This window comes from Streptomyces sp. CMB-StM0423 (genome assembly GCF_002847285.1).
Classification (GTDB): domain Bacteria; phylum Actinomycetota; class Actinomycetes; order Streptomycetales; family Streptomycetaceae; genus Streptomyces.
Genome location: NZ_CP025407.1, coordinates 5,408,005 through 5,420,882 on the forward strand (window position 1 = coordinate 5,408,005; position 12,878 = coordinate 5,420,882).

Consider the following 12,878-nt stretch of genomic DNA (forward strand, 5'->3'; position numbering starts at 1 on the left):
GGACAGCCGGACCTTAGCCCAGCTCCGCGACGAGGACGCCGCGGCCCGCGGCCGCACGCACCGTGGGCCCGCCGACGACCTCCAGCGCCCAGGGCCCACCCGCACCGCCCGCGCCGCCGGAGACATCCGAGCCACCCGAGCCGGCCGCGCCACCCGCACCCGCCGCCTCCCCCTCGCCCGCCGACGCCCGCACCGTCCTGCCCTCGCAGACCACCGTGAACTCCCGCCCCCCGACCGGCACCCGCACCCGCTGCCCAGGGCGCAGCCCGTACGCCCGCAGCGTCACCCCGTCCGCGTAGTCGTAGTCCGGCCGGTCGTCCACCGCCCCCACCGGCAGCACCGCCCCCGGCCGCACCAGCACCGGCGCGCTCGCGAACCCGTGCCGCTCCCGCACCCACCGCGGCCCCCGCACCTCCTCGCCGCTCAGCAGATGCGTCCACGTGCCCTCCGGGACGTAGTACGAGACCTCGCCCCCGTCGCTGAACACCGGCGCCACCAGCAGGTCGGGCCCGAGCATGTACTGCCGCTCCAGATGCGTGCACGCCCGGTCCTCCGGGAACTCCAGCGCCATCGGCCGCATCATCGGCACCCCCGACTCGTGCGCCTCGCGCGCCACCGTGTCCAGATACGGCATCAGCCGCAGCTTCAGCTTCGTGAACACCCGCAGCACGTCCACGGCCTCCTCGTCGAAGAGCCACGGCACCCGGTACGACGACGAGCCGTGCAGCCGGCTGTGCGACGACAGCAGCCCGAAGGCGATCCACCGCTTGAACAGCGCCGGCGACGGCGTGCCCTCGAAGCCGCCGATGTCGTGGCTCCAGTAGCCGAAGCCCGACATCCCCAGCGACAGGCCGCCGCGCAGCGACTCCGCCATCGCCTCGTACGTCGACTCGCAGTCCCCGCCCCAGTGCACCGGGAACTGCTGGCTCCCGGCCGTCGCCGAGCGCGCGAAGACCACCGCCTCGCCCTCGCCGCGGTGCTTCTTCAGCACGTCGAAGACCGTCTGGTTGTAGAGGTACGTGTAGTAGTTGTGCATCCGCTCCGGGTCGGAGCCGTCGAAATACGCGACGTCCGTCGGCACCCGCTCGCCGAAGTCGGTCTTGAAGCAGTCCACGCCCATGTCGAGCAGCGCCGCGAGCTTGCCCGCGTACCAGGCGCGCGCGTCGGGGTTGGTGAAGTCCACCAGCGCCATCCCCGGCTGCCACTTGTCCCACTGCCACACCCCGCCGTCCGGCCTGCGCAGCAGGTAGCCGGCGTCACGGCCCTCGGCGAAGAGCGGGGAGCGCTGCGCGATGTACGGGTTGATCCACACACAGATCCGCAGCCCCCGCTCCTTGAGCCGGCGCAGCATCCCCGCCGGGTCGGGGAAGACCCGCGGGTCCCACTCGAAGTCGCACCAGTGGAACTCGCGCATCCAGAAGCAGTCGAAGTGGAAGACGGACAGCGGCAGATCGCGTTCGGCCATCCCGTCGATGAAGGAGGTGACGGTCCCCTCGTCGTACGAGGTCGTGAACGAGGTCGACAGCCACAGCCCGAACGACCAGGCCGGCGGCAGCGCGGGCCGGCCGGTCAGCGCCGTGTACTTGCGCAGGATCTCCTTCGGCGTCGGCCCGTGGATGACGTAGTACGTCAGCTCCTGCCCCTCGACGCTGAACTGCACCCGCGACACCGCCTCCGAGCCCACCTCCAGGGACACCCGCCCGGGGTGGTCGAGGAAGACGCCGTAGCCGGCGTCGGTGAGGTAGAACGGCACGTTCTTGTACGCCTGCTCGGTGGCCGTGCCGCCGTCCGCGTTCCAGACGTCCACGACCTGGCCGTTCTTCACCAGCGGCCCGAAGCGCTCGCCGAGCCCGTAGACGTGGGTGCCGACGGTGAGCCCGAGCTGCTCGCGCAGATAGTGCCGGGCCGGGCCGCCGCCGGGGGTGTCGGTCTCCACGATGGCCATGCCCTTGGGCCCCGAGGAGGTCAGCGGCTCCATCCCGTCGGCGGTGAGGAAGTCCAGCCGCCACGGCCCGCCGCGCGCCACCCGCAGGGCGAGGCTGCCGGCGGTGAGCAGGGCGTGCTCGTCGTCGTACGAGACCTGCGCGTGCGACTCCGCCCCGGCGAGCTGAAAGCGCGGGCCGGCGTCCGTGCCGCCGTCGAAGTGGGTGAGCGTCACGCCGATCACGTCGGGCATGGGGGAGTGCACGGAGACCGTCATGACCGGGCCCTTCAGCAGATCGCCGCGGTGCCGGATGGGCTGGGTCGGCGCGTGCACGTCCAGCGTGCCGTCCCCGGCGGTGACGTCGAGCACCTCGACCGGATAAGCGGCGCGAACGCCCGCGCGCAGCATCCAGTAGCCGTCGGTGAACTTCATGCGCAGCCTCTCGGGGTCACTTGGGGGTCACTTGGCCGCGCCCACGGCGATGCCGCGGGTCAGGGTCCGCTGGAAGATCAGGAAGAACGCGATCGCCGGCAGCACGCCCAGCAGGGCGGCGGCGTTCGTCATCGTGGCGTCCATGTCCCGCTGCCCCTGGAGCACGCCGAGGGCGACGGACACGGTCTGGTTGTCGTCCGAGACGAGCATGACCAGCGGCAGCAGGAACTCGTTCCACGTCCAGATGAAGAACAGCACCATCAGCACGCCGATCGTCGGCCGGCTCACGGGCACCACCACCCGCCACAGCACCTGCCACTTGCCCGCCCCGTCGATCCGCGCCGCCTCGATCACCTCGCGCGGGAACCCGCCGAGCACCGAGGCCAGCAGATACGTACCGAAGGCGGACTGCACGACGGTGAAGACGATCACCACGCTCAGCCGGGTGTCGTAGAGGCCCGCCTCCTTCGACAGGTAGTACACCGGGTAGACCAGCGCCTCCTGCGGCAGCATGTTCGCCAGCACGAAGAACGCCAGTACGTACGGCCGCCCGCGGATCCGCCCGATGCCGATGGCGTACGCGCTGAGCACCGACAGCACCACCGCGAGCACGGCCACCGAGCCGGAGATCAGCACCGAGTTCCACAGCTTCTGCCCGAAGTCGACGCGCTCCCAGAAGTCCGCGAGCCCGTCGAGGTACACGCCGTCCGGCATGCTCAGCGGCCCGTCGCTGGAGTACTCCGCCGGCGACTTCACCGCGTTCATCAGCACCACGAAGAACGGCAGCACCATGAACGCCGCGCCCACCACCAGCGCCACGAGCACGGGGTACTTCCTGACCGCGGTCACGAGTTCTCGTCCTCCGCCCTCGTCTGCAGCTTCAGGGCGACGACCGCAAGCACCAGGATGAGCACGGTGAGGACGGTGGAGATCGCGGCGCCGTAGCCGGCCTGGAAGTTCTCGAAGAAGTTCTGGTACGCGAAGTACGACGGGACGTTCGTCGCCCCGCCCGGGCCGCCGCCGGTGAGGACGTACACCATGCCGAAGACCTTCAGCGCCGCGATCGTGCACCACAGCAGCACCACCGCGATCTCCGGCCGCAGTTGCGGCAGCGTCACGTGCCAGAACCGCCGCCACCAGCCCGCACCGTCCAGCTCCGCCGCCTCGTGCAGCGCCGGGTCGACGCGCTGCAGCCCGGACATGAAGATGACCAGCGGGAAGCCGATCTGCACCCACACCATGACGGCCATCACGCTGTACAGCGCCCAGTCCGGGTCGCCGAGCCAGTCCTGCTGGAGCGCGTCGAGCCCGACGGCGCCCAGGAGTTCGTTGAGCGAACCGCTCTCCGGCGCCAGGATCCAGCTCCACACGATGCCGGCGACCGCGATCGGCAGCACCTGCGGCAGATAGAAGCAGGCGCGCAGCACGGCCACCCAGCGGCTGCCGGCGTGCCGGCCGACGAAGTCGAAAAGCGCGGAGGCCAGGACCAGCCCGAGCGCGGTCGGGATCAGCGCCATCGCCGCGACCATGGCCAGGCTGTGCCGGAACGACTCGCGGAAGTCGTCGTCGCCGAGGAGCCGGTCGTAGTTCTCCAGACCGGTGAACCCGGGCGTGCCGACGCCGCTCCAGTCGGTGAAGCTGATCCCGGTGTTCATCGCGAACGGCACGACGATGACGACGAGGAACGCCAGCGCGCCGGGCAGCAGGAAGAGCGCGTACGAGCCCTCGGTGGACGTCCGGTGCGTACGGCCCGAGCCGCCCGTCCGGCGGCGGCCGCCGCGGCTTGTGCGCCACCGCCGGCGGGAGGGGGTCCCGCTCCCGCCGGCGGCGCGGGCCGCGTCCTTGGAGACGGCGGCCGTCATTCCTGGAGCACGTTCTCGTCGTACTCGGCCTGGAGCGACTCCAGCACGTCGCCCGGCTCCGCGCTGCCGGTGAGGAGCTTCTGCGTCTCGGAGGTCATCGAGTCGTAGAAGCCGTTGGCCGGCCAGTCGGGGTAGTAGGCGAGGCCGTCGTTCCCGGCGAGGGTCGTGTAGTCCTCGATGAGGGCCTTCGACTGCGGGTCGGTGATCGCGGCGGCGTCGGCCGCGACGGGGACGCCGCCGTTGTCGCCCAGGATGTTCTGGATGCCCTTCTTCATCGTGATGTCGATGAAGTCGTACGCCAGCTCCTTGTTCTCGGCGCCCTCCGGGACCACCCAGAGGTTGCCGCCGGAGCCGAGGGTCAGGTCGCTGCCGGGCCACAGGAAGGTGTCCCAGCCGAACTTCTGGATCTCCGCCTGGAAGCGGCCGAACCACCAGCTTCCGGAGAAGAGCATCGGGTGCTTGCCCTGGATGAAGGAGACGCCGGCATCCTCGGCCTTGGTGCCGGAGGAGTTCCTGGCGACGTAGCCCTTGTCGACCCAGTCGGCGAAGGTCTCGGCGGCGTACGTCCAGGCCGCGTCGGAGAAGTCGGTCTCGCCGCCCATCTGGAAGGAGTCGACCCACGCCTTGTCGGCCCGGCTGAGCGCGAGCTGGTAGAGGTACTGCTGCGCCATGTACTCGGCGCCGGCGTTGGCGAACGGGGTGATCCCGGCGTCCTTGAACGTCGCGAGCGCGTCCTCCAGCTCCGCGAACGTCGTCGGGACCTCGACGCCGTGCGCCGCGAAGAGGTCCTTGTTGAAGTAGACCATCGTGAACTCGGCGTAGTTGGGGATGCCGTACCAGGCGCCGGAGCCCATGACGCCGCTCTCGTCGTAGCGGCTGGTGGTCGCCACGGTCGGCGGCACGGCGTCGGCCCAGCCGCGCTTCTCCGCCTCGGCGGTGAGGTCGGTCAGCAGGCCCTGGCGGGAGAGCTGGCCGGTGGTGGCGTTGCCCTTGTTGTACTCCATGAGGTCGGGCGCCTGGTCGGAGTTGAGGACCTGCGGGGCGGTCTTCTGGATCTGCTCGAAGCCCTTCTCCTCGAACTCGACCTTCACCCCCGGGTGGCTCTCCTCGAACTCCGCGACGGCCTCGGCCCACGCCTTGCCCATGGCGCTGTCGGGACCCTCGTAGTGCCAGAGCCGGAGGGTCTTGCCGTCGCCGGAACCGCCGTCGTCGGAGCCGCCGCACGCGGCGAGCGTGCTCAGCGACAGGGCTCCCGCCAGGGCGGCAGCCAGCAGGCGCGCCCTTCTCCGTGCCTTCAACATCCTCTGCCTCCGGGAGAGTTGGCCTCGTCGAATCGATTCGATGAGGGGTGTCGAAGCGCTTCGACGGAGGAAGCTAGGGAGGGCCCGGCGGTATGTCAATGGCGTTGACAAATGGCGTCGGCGAACGGGGCCGGCGAACGGCGGAGACGGGCGGCGGTGGCGGGCGGGGCCGGGGTGTGCGGAAGGCCGGCACACCCCGGGCCGTCAGACGTCCGCCCCGGCCGCACGCACGATGATCTTGCCCAGGTTCTCGCCCCGCAGCATCCCCAGGAACCCGTCGACGATGCCGCCGAAGCCGTCGACCACGGTCTCGTCGAGGGTGACGCGGCCACTCTGCAGATGCGGCACGACGAATGCGTACAGCTCCTCCTGCACGTCGGCGTGGTTCCGGACCAGGAAGCCCTCCATGCGCAGGCTCTTCTCGACGATGTCGGGAAGGTTGCGCAGGGCGTAGGGCGTGCCGGTGGCGTTGTACTGGGTGATCGTGCCGATCCGCACGATCCTGCCGTACTCCCGCAGCGAGGAGATCGCCGCTTCGAGGTGCTCGCCGCCGACGTTGTCCATGTAGACGTCGATCCCGTCGGGCGCCGCCTCGGCGAGCAGCTCGGCCGCCGGACCCGCGTGGTAGTCGAAGACCTCGTCGTAGCCGACGTGTCCGGTCAGATGGGCGGCCTTCGCCACCGTGCCCGCGCTGCCGACCAGCCGCCCCGCGCCCATCAGCCGGGCGAGCCGCCCGGTGGCCGTGCCCACGCCGCCGGCCGCCGCCGAGACGAACACGTCCTGGCCCTCCCGCAGTTCCGCGATACGGGTCAGACCGACGTAGGCGGTCAGCCCGGTGCCGCCGAGGATGCTCAGGTGCGCGGAGAGCGGTACGCCGTCGAAACGGGGGACGGGACGCGCCCGGTCGGGGGTGACGACGGCGTGGGTGCGCCAGCCCTGCCGGTGGAAGACGATCTCACCCTCGGGGAGCGACGGATGGCGGGAGTGCACGACCCGGCCGATCGTGCGGCCCTCCAGCGGCGCGTGGAGCGCGAAGTCCCCGTCCATCATTTCCCGGTGGTAGGGGTCCACCGACCAGTACAGGTTCTCCACCAGCGCCGTTCCCGGTCCTGGCGCCGGGATCGCGGACTCGGTGAAGGCGAAGTGGCCGGGGGTGGGGAAGCCGTGGGGGCGGGCGGTCTGGTGCACGGTGAGCGCGGTCTCGGTCATGGCGGTGACCGTAAGGAGGAAATACGGACGCCGGGGAGAGGGTTGCGCTCATGGAACGGTCCGAGCCATGAAGGACCCTCATAGAAGCAGGTGGGCCCCTATGACAGCCGCAGCCCCGCTGCCGTCCGCACCCGGTGCGGCCGGTACCGCCGACCTCGCCCCGCACGAGCTGCGCATCCTCGTGGCCGTCGATCGCGAGCGCGGGTTCTCGGCGGCGGCCAGGGCCCTCGGACTGACCCAGTCCGCGGTCTCGCACTCGATACGCGGTACGGAACGAAAGGTCGGCGCGGTCCTCTTCGAGCGGGGCCGCAAGGGCGCGACGCCCACCGCGGCCGGTGCCGCCGCTGCCGCCCGGGCCCGCAGGGTCCTGCGGCTCCTGGACACCCTGGCCGCGGAGGCCCGCGGCGCCGAGCGCGGCACGGTCGCGGGACCGCTGCGCATCGCCGCCTTCCGCAGCGCGGCCCTCTCCCTGCTCCCGCCGGTCCTGGAGCACCTCGCCGACCGCCACCCGGGCATCGAACCGGAGGTGTACGTCGTCCGCGAACTGGGCGCGGGGACCGCGGGCGAGGTCGCCGAGGGGCGCGCCGACGTGGGCATCGCCACGATCGGCGCCCGGTCGTCCCTGCCCGCCGGCCTCATCGGCGACGTACTCCTGGAAGAGCCCTACGCGCTGGTGCACCCGGCCGGCCACCCCGCCCCGCGCTCCCTGCCGCTGGTGGACTGGCACGAGAACTGCGGTTCCTCCACCCGCCGGTGGTGGGCCGAGCAGGACTGGATCCCGAAGGCGACCGTCCTGACCGAGGACGACGGAGCGGTGCTCTCCATGGTGAGCAGAGGTCTCGGCATGGCGATCATGCCCGCACTCTCGCTGCACGACGCACCCGACGGCGTCACCATCACCGATCTCGGACCCGGACGACCGACCCGCTCCGTGGGCTACCTCACCACCCCGGAGCTGGCTGCCGGCGCCTCCGTCCGCGCCCTGATCCGCGAACTCAGGGCGGCCACCGGTGCCGGCTCCGTGCCCGGGCCGCCGCGCCGTCCGGTGACTTCCGGCTGAGCGGCGTGGTCCGGGAACGGGGCGGCACCGGAGGCGTCACTTCGGCAGTACGCCCCCGAAGGCCACGCACGCCGGGCTCGGTGCGGCGGCGGTGGCGCCGGTGCGGCGCAGGGCGCCGGAGCGGGTGACGCGGAACGACACCACGTCGTCGCTGTTCTGGTTCGCCACCAGCAGCACGTCGCCGGCCGGGGCGAGGGCGAAGTGGCGCGGCCAGGCGCCCTCGGTCGAGGTGGTCTCGCGCAGGTCGAGCCGCCCGTCGGCGCCGACCGCGAACCGGGCGATGCTGTCGTGCCCGCGGTTGGACACGTACACCGTCCTGCCGTCCGGGTGCACGGCGACCTCCGCGCAGTAGCTCTCGCCGGTGAAGCCGCGCGGCAGCGTGCCGAGGGTCTGCAGCCAGCGGAACGTGCCGCGGGCCGCGTCGTACGTGAAGGCCGTCACCGACGACGTCAGCTCGTTGACGACGTAGACGAACCGCCCGCCCGGGTGGAACGCCAGATGCCGCGTGCCCGAGCCGGAGGCGACCTGCATGAACGGCAGCGGGTTCGGCGTCAGCTTCCCGGCCTCGCCGTCCAACTGCCAGGCCCAGACGCGATCGGTGCCCAGGTCGGCGCCGAAGACGTACCCGTACGCCGGGTCGAAGGCGACCTGGTGCGGGTGCGGTCCGTTCTGGCGCTCGGGGTCGGGGCCCGTGCCGGTGACGGTGACGGTGTCCGAGACCGGCTGGGGGGTGCCGTCCGCGCCGAGCGGGACGACGGCGAAGGTGGCGCCGCCGTAGTTGGCGACGATCAGGTGGTCGCCGCGCTCGTCGAGCGCGCCGTGCGCGGGGACGCCGGGCACGGGCTGGTCGCCGGTGCGGGTCAGCTCGCCGGTGGCGGTGTCGATGGCGTACGAGACGACGCCGCCGCCCTTCTGCCCGTTCCAGGTGCTCACCTCGCAGACGGCGTAGAGCACGGGCAGCCGCGGATGCACCGCCAGCCACGAGGGGTTGGGGACGCCGGGCACCTCCTGGATCGGCGTGAGACGGCCGTCGCCCGCCATGCGGAACGCGGCGAGCCCGGCGGGGGCGCCGGGGCCGCCGGCGTAGCCGCCGACGTAGACGGCGCGGGGGCCGCGGGCTACCGCCGCGGCGGAGGCGGGCGCCGCGGCCGCGGGTGCGGCCGACGCGGGCGAGGCGGAGCCCAGCGCGGGAACGACGCCCGCCAGCGCCGCGGCGCCGAAGACCGGCAGCATCTGGCGCCGGCTCGGTCCTGTGGGGCTTTCGGCGGCGGGTTCTGATTCGGGTTCGGGGGGCGGGGCCGAGGCGTGCAAGGCGGTGCTCCTCTCGTGGCGGGGACGGTCACCGGTGGAGCGGGGGGCGGGGATCGGGCGGTGGTGCGGGGGTGGCACGGGACGGGAAGCGATTAGATACGGGGCTGATCGCAGTATGCGGCCCGGTCGCGGCGCGCGGACCGGCCGGGGCACGTGAACCGAGCGGTGCGCGTGAACTGACCGGGGCACGTGAACCGACCGCGGTACGCGACCGAGCGGGGGCAGGTGAACCGGCCGGGCTGCGCGAGCCGATCGCGGTGCGTGAGCGCATCGCCGTACGCGAAGCGATTCGACTCGGCATCGATCGCAGGGCACCGGCCGATCCGGATCCGTGAACCGATCGCCGTTCCCCGCCCCTTCGCCGTACGCCACCTGCCGCTCACCTGCCCGTCGAACTCCGCGCGCGGCACCCGGCCCGGGGTCCCCTGCGCCCCGGGCCGGGTGCCGCCGCCGGCCGCCTACTCGGGCAGCCGGACGGACTGGGCGTGGCGGAACACGTTCCCCGGGTCGTACGCCGCCTTGACCCGCTGGAGCCGGACGTACGCCTGCTTGTAGTACAGGTCGTGCCAGGGGGTGTCCGAGGTGTTCCACTGCGGGTCACCGAGGTCGATGTCCGGGTAGTTGATGTAGCACCCGTCGTTGACCTCGTTGGGGACGGGGACGCCGCCGGTGTCCGCGTACACGTCGCGGTACATGTTCCGGATCCAGCCGAGCTTCGCCGCCTCCTCCGACTGCTCGCTCCAGTACGCCTGGTACTGGAGCTTGATGATCGAGTCCCGCTGCGGCGCCGCGGTCGCGTCCGTGCCGACCGCGTTCACCTGCGCGCCGTACGAGTCGATCGACACGAGCGCGCTGCGCTGGTCGGTCTCGGTGAGGTTCTTGTACATCGCGGATATCTGCTCTTCCGGGAACGCCTGCCGCAGGTAGGCCGACTTGTAGTCGCCCCGCCCGCCCCAGCCCGAGCCCCCGAGCTGGCGGGTGGCGACCAGCCACGGCCGCGCCTGCGGCGCGAAGAGGTCGGGCATCGCCCGCATCTCGTTCGTCGAGAGCGTGGTCGGCTGGGCGTCGCCCATGTGGCCGCCGATCTCGGCGAGGAAGTCGTCCAGCTTGCGCGCCGCGTCCGGCTGGGTGGCGTCGATCTGGGTGGTCATCGAGATCGAGCCGCTGGCCTTCGTGCTGCACACGAGCATGCTGAACATGCCGGCGTACGGGTTGCCGGGGGCGCTGTACTCCTCGTAGAAGCCGCTGTAGTTGCGCAGCAGGGTGCGGAAGCGGTCCTCGGTGATGCTGCTCCAGGGCCACGACTGCTGGTGCACGTACACCTCGCCGGGCGGCTGCGGCAACTGCTTCTCCGGCGCCAGCCGCCCGGTGCCGGGGGCGCGCAGGAAGTAGCGGGTGACGATGCCGAAGTTGCCGCCGCCACCGCCGGTGTGCGCCCACCACAGGTCGTGGTGCGGGTCGTTCTCGTCGCTGCTGGCCACGATCGCGCGGGCCTTGCCGGCGGCGTCCACCACGACGACCTCGACCGCGTGGATGTAGTCGACCGTCAGCCCGAACGCCCGGGACAGCAGCCCGAAGCCGCCGCCCTGGATATGTCCGCCGGCGCCGACGGAGGAGCAGGAACCGCCCGGGATCGTCACCCCCCAGACGCGATAGAGCTCCATATAGACCTCCATCAGCGTGCAGCCGGGCTCGATGACGAAGGCGCGTCTCTTTTGGTCGTACGAGATGTCGTTCATCGCCGACAGATCGATGACGACCTGGGCGTCGGAGTGGTAGACGAATGCCTCGTAGCAGTGCCCGCCGCTGCGTACGGAGACGCGCTTTCCGGCCCGTACGGCCTCCTCCACCGCGGCCACCACCTGCTCGGTGGCCGTGGCCACCCGGATCGCCTCGGGATCGGCGCGCCAGCGGCCGTTGCTGCCGGAGACGAAGTCGGGATAACGGGCGTCGGCTGGGGTGATGGTGGAGGCGGGCACGCCGCGGGCGGCGGCTCCGGCCGAGGTCGCGGCGGCGAGCTGGCCGGTGCCGAGGGCGGCGGCACCGCCCACGGCCGCGCTTGAAAGAAGTACTTTCCGGCGTGAGACGTGGTCCATGAGAAAACTCCCGTCGGCGCAGAGGGAAATGGGCAGCACAAAGTCAGGCGGCACGCATTTGCGTAGGCAGAAGAATTTCGTCGGGGCGGCGCTCGATGCGGGAAGATGTTAATCCGGGGTGACCGGGACGTAAATCCCGGTTTGGGAATGCCCGTATCCAATTCCCTGATACTCGGCGGGAGTCGATCCGCCGGGAAGGTGCTGCGGTGGGGCGTTGCGCGGAGCGCAGCCAACGGAATGTAGCAGACCGCCTGGGAAAACGCCGGGGCCGTGGATCCGCTTCAGGCCGCGGGGCGGCGGGTCGCCTTGAGCACGGTGGCGGCGAGCGCGGCGGCGGTGGCGGCGGTGAGGGGGACGGCGTACGCGGCGGCGGGGGTACCGGCGGCCCAACCGCCCGCGGCCCAGCCGCCGGTGGCGGACCCGGCGGCGATGCCGGCGAGGAGGGCGGTGACGGCGAGGGTCATGCCCTCGTTGAGGCGGCCCGCGGGGGTACGGGCCTGGACGAGGGACATGCCGGTGATCATCGTCGGGGCGGTGGCCATGCCGGCGAGGAGGAGGGCGGGGGCGAGGAGGGCGAGTCGGCCGGTGGCGGCGGCGAGGAGGGGGAGGAGCATGAGGGCGGCCATGGCGAGGACGCAGCGGAGGAAGAGGGGTTCGGGGGCGGACGTACCGGCGGGGGACGTGCCCGCGGCAGAGGTGTCCGCGGCCTCCGATGCCTCCGTGACCGATGCCTCCGTGACCGGCGCCTTCGCGACCGGCGCCTCCGCGACGTCCGAAGTCCCCGGGCCCGCGGGGGAATCCGCGAACCCCGGCCGCCGTGCCCCGTAGACGAGGCCCGCCAGGCAGGAGCCCGCCGCCAGCAGCGCGAGGATGCCGCCCGCCGCCGCCGGCCGGCCCAGGCGGTCCGCGTACGCGATCGTGACTACCTCCATCGACCCGAACACCGCCCCCGCGCAGCCGAACGCCGCCAGCAGCGGCGGAAATCCGGGCCGCCGCAGCGGCGATCCCGCCCGCTCGCCCGGCGCGCGCGGCCGGGGCGGGGGCTCGGTGGCGCGCTGGGCGGCGAAGAGGAGGATGCCGCTCATCAGCAGCACGGCGCCGGTGACCGTGCCCGCCTCGGGGAAGACGGTCGTGCACAGGAGGGCGGCGAGGACGGGTCCCGTCATGAAGCAGAGTTCGTCGGCGGCCTGTTCGAAGGAGTTGGCGGTGTGCAGGGAGGCGGCGTTGCCGGGGGTGCCGGGTCCCGGACCGCGGAAGGCGTGGGCCCAGCGGGCGCGGGACATGCCGCCGGTGTTGGGGGTGGTGGCGGTGAGGACGTAGGCGGCGAAGAGCGTCCACGCCGGGGCGCGGAGGTGGACGCAGAGCGCGAGCACCAGCGAGCCGAGCGCGGCGATCGCCGCCGCGGGCACGGCGATACGGGCCTGGCCGCGCCGGTCGACGAGCCGGGCGGTGAGCGGCCCGACGACCGCGGTGGCGGCGAGCCCGGCGGCGGGGACGGCGCCGGCGAGGGCGTACGAGCCGTAGCGCTCGGCGATCATGATGACGGCGCTGACGGAGAACATGCCCATGGGCAGCCGGGCGACGAGGTTGCCCGCGGTGAAGGCGCGGGCGCCGGGGACGGCGAAGAGCAGCCGGTAGGGGCCGAGGAGGTACCGCGGCGAGCGTATGGGGGACATGCGGGAA

The 12,878-nt window shown here is 72.3% G+C and carries 9 protein-coding genes; 1 reads left to right on the forward strand and 8 read right to left on the reverse strand.

All coding sequences use genetic code 11. The annotated features are described in order from the left end of the window. Positions 1-13: 13 nt before the first annotated feature. The 5 genes from yicI to CXR04_RS23585 all read right to left on the reverse strand — a co-directional run bounded on the left by yicI (position 14) and on the right by CXR04_RS23585 (position 6,728). On the reverse strand, positions 14-2,356 hold the full coding sequence (gene yicI / locus CXR04_RS23565; protein ID WP_101424285.1) for an alpha-xylosidase: 2,343 nt from the start codon (positions 2,354-2,356) through the stop codon (positions 14-16). A gap of 27 nt (positions 2,357-2,383) precedes the next feature. Then, the gene (locus CXR04_RS23570; protein ID WP_101426556.1) at positions 2,384-3,148 is read right to left on the reverse strand and encodes a carbohydrate ABC transporter permease; all 765 of its coding nucleotides are present in this window, start codon (positions 3,146-3,148) and stop codon (positions 2,384-2,386) included. 53 nt (positions 3,149-3,201) lie between these two features. Then, positions 3,202-4,218 (reverse strand): carbohydrate ABC transporter permease, encoded by a 1,017-nt coding sequence (locus CXR04_RS23575; protein ID WP_101424286.1) that lies wholly within the window; start codon positions 4,216-4,218, stop codon positions 3,202-3,204. Beyond that, the gene (locus tag CXR04_RS23580) at positions 4,215-5,519 is read right to left on the reverse strand and encodes an ABC transporter substrate-binding protein (protein ID WP_101424287.1); all 1,305 of its coding nucleotides are present in this window, start codon (positions 5,517-5,519) and stop codon (positions 4,215-4,217) included. The genes CXR04_RS23575 and CXR04_RS23580 overlap by 4 nt, the downstream gene beginning before the upstream one ends. Positions 5,520-5,723: 204 nt before the next feature. Then, positions 5,724-6,728 (reverse strand): NADP-dependent oxidoreductase, encoded by a 1,005-nt coding sequence (locus CXR04_RS23585; protein WP_101424288.1) that lies wholly within the window; start codon positions 6,726-6,728, stop codon positions 5,724-5,726. A gap of 100 nt (positions 6,729-6,828) precedes the next feature. Between CXR04_RS23585 and CXR04_RS23590 the strand changes: the two genes are divergently transcribed. After that, positions 6,829-7,788: a LysR family transcriptional regulator gene (locus CXR04_RS23590; RefSeq protein WP_101424289.1), complete on the forward strand. Its 960-nt coding sequence runs from the start codon at positions 6,829-6,831 to the stop codon at positions 7,786-7,788. 36 nt (positions 7,789-7,824) lie between these two features. Here CXR04_RS23590 and CXR04_RS23595 read toward each other — a convergent pair whose 3' ends face one another. The 3 genes from CXR04_RS23595 to CXR04_RS23610 all read right to left on the reverse strand — a co-directional run bounded on the left by CXR04_RS23595 (position 7,825) and on the right by CXR04_RS23610 (position 12,871). Continuing rightward, on the reverse strand, positions 7,825-9,099 hold the full coding sequence (locus CXR04_RS23595) for a lactonase family protein (protein ID WP_234380442.1): 1,275 nt from the start codon (positions 9,097-9,099) through the stop codon (positions 7,825-7,827). A gap of 458 nt (positions 9,100-9,557) precedes the next feature. Further along, entirely contained in the window at positions 9,558-11,195 is a 1,638-nt protein-coding gene (locus CXR04_RS23605) for an FAD-binding oxidoreductase (protein ID WP_101424292.1), read from the reverse strand. Between the two features lie 281 nt (positions 11,196-11,476). Next, positions 11,477-12,871: an MFS transporter gene (locus CXR04_RS23610; protein WP_234380443.1), complete on the reverse strand. Its 1,395-nt coding sequence runs from the start codon at positions 12,869-12,871 to the stop codon at positions 11,477-11,479. Positions 12,872-12,878 lie beyond the last annotated feature (7 nt).

Bases quoted from the DNA above. Each gene is read 5' to 3' on its own strand.
- yicI (WP_101424285.1), bottom strand. From the start codon at position 2,356: ATGAAGTTCACCGACGGCTACTGGATGCTGCGCGCGGGCGTTCGCGCC.
- CXR04_RS23570 (WP_101426556.1), bottom strand. From the start codon at position 3,148: ATGGTGCTGCCGTTCTTCGTGGTGCTGATGAACGCGGTGAAGTCGCCG.
- CXR04_RS23575 (WP_101424286.1), bottom strand. From the start codon at position 4,218: ATGACGGCCGCCGTCTCCAAGGACGCGGCCCGCGCCGCCGGCGGGAGC.
- CXR04_RS23580 (WP_101424287.1), bottom strand. From the start codon at position 5,519: ATGTTGAAGGCACGGAGAAGGGCGCGCCTGCTGGCTGCCGCCCTGGCG.
- CXR04_RS23585 (WP_101424288.1), bottom strand. From the start codon at position 6,728: ATGACCGAGACCGCGCTCACCGTGCACCAGACCGCCCGCCCCCACGGC.
- CXR04_RS23590 (WP_101424289.1), top strand. From the start codon at position 6,829: ATGACAGCCGCAGCCCCGCTGCCGTCCGCACCCGGTGCGGCCGGTACC.
- CXR04_RS23605 (WP_101424292.1), bottom strand. From the start codon at position 11,195: ATGGACCACGTCTCACGCCGGAAAGTACTTCTTTCAAGCGCGGCCGTG.
- CXR04_RS23610 (WP_234380443.1), bottom strand. From the start codon at position 12,871: ATGTCCCCCATACGCTCGCCGCGGTACCTCCTCGGCCCCTACCGGCTG.